Origin of the sequence: Streptomyces sp. NPDC059909 (assembly GCF_042730885.1) — a bacterium.
Lineage (GTDB): Bacteria > Actinomycetota > Actinomycetes > Streptomycetales > Streptomycetaceae > Streptomyces.
This window is the reverse complement of sequence record NZ_JBHWKX010000245.1, coordinates 1-1,238: the sequence shown is the minus strand read 5'-3', so window position 1 is coordinate 1,238 and position 1,238 is coordinate 1. Positions and strand designations below refer to the sequence as shown.

Below are 1,238 nucleotides of genomic sequence, written 5' to 3'. Positions count from 1 at the left end.
TTTGCAGCCTGCCTGTCATCTCGCCCGAGGTCCAGGCTGCTCAGGGGACGGTGAGGGCAGGTCCGTGGCGCTCAGTCGGGAGCAAGGGGTGTCGGGGCCGGGTGTCGTGGTCGCCGGGAGGGCGGTCACGATCTGTTTCTCCGGTCTTCTGTTCCTCCGCGTTTCGCGGTGCGCGGGCCGGCTGACGGGGGTGAGGGCTGTTGTCCGGGCGCGATGAGTGAGCTTCTTCGAGTTGGCCACCGATCGGGTGTCGGGCCGTGAAGCGCAACGAGCGAGGCCCCCGGGCTGTTGATCGAGATGTCTGACGTCTCCATCACGTTGCTCGGGGGCCTCGTCGGTCACACACCCTGCCGCACTCGACCTGCCGCACGCACTCGTGGAGTGGGTCACCATGCTGATCGGCACCCGTGAGGGCGACCGGCGCTGCAAGCTCCGTCCGTCCCAGCGCGCGATGGTGGCACTGGTGTACCTGCGCGAACACGCCACCCTCGCGAAGATCGCCGCCGGGTTCGGGATCAGCGAGTGCACCGCCCACGCCTGCACCAGCGGGGTCCTCGACCTGCTCGCCACCCGTGCACCGGGCCTGCTGAAGGCGCTGCGCGACCACGAACCCGACTTCGTCCTGCTCGACGGCACCCTCGCCGAATGCGACCGGGTCGGCGACGGCCGGGCCGACTACTCCCACAAGCGTCGGCGCCACGGTGTGAACGTGCAGGTCGTCACCGATCCCGGCGGCCGGCTGCTGTGGCTCTCGCCCGCCCTGCCGGGCCGCACCCACGACCTGACCGCTGCCCGCACCCACCGGATCATCCGGATCTGCGAGCGCCAGAGCGTACCGATCGTGGCCGAAGTTCGATATCGGTCGGCCGGATGGAACCCCGGGGGCGAGATTCTGTGATCGTTCCGGGCGGGGTTGCGTATCAGGCTTCCAGGAGCTGATACAGTTTTACTTTAAATAAAGTGATCGCACGTATATACGGGTCCTCTTATGTCTTCGCACCGCCCCGGGAATGCGCTTCCCTTTCTTCTTCTCCAGGCTTTCCGCACGCTGATCGACGAGCTGCATGTACGCCTCGCCGAGGCCGGGCACCCCGATCTGCGGCCGGCCCATGGGTTCGCCATGCAAATGATCAGGCAGGGCGGGAGCATCTCCGACCTCGGGCGGCGGCTGGGGGTGTCCAAGCAGGCTGCTCACAAGACGGTCGGAGGGCTGGAGCAGCTGGGGTATGTCCGGCGGA

At 67.5% G+C, this 1,238-nt stretch carries 1 protein-coding gene and 1 pseudogene; both read left to right on the top strand.

Annotated elements, in window-relative coordinates; all coding sequences use genetic code 11:
• Nucleotides 1-391 precede the first annotated feature (391 nt).
• Nucleotides 392-871: pseudogene (locus tag ACFV9O_RS40565) on the top strand (transposase family protein); the annotation flags it as partial.
• A gap of 117 nt (nucleotides 872-988) precedes the next feature.
• A partial coding sequence (locus ACFV9O_RS40560; protein ID WP_385428140.1) for a MarR family winged helix-turn-helix transcriptional regulator occupies nucleotides 989-1,238 on the top strand: 250 nt, incomplete at its 3' end.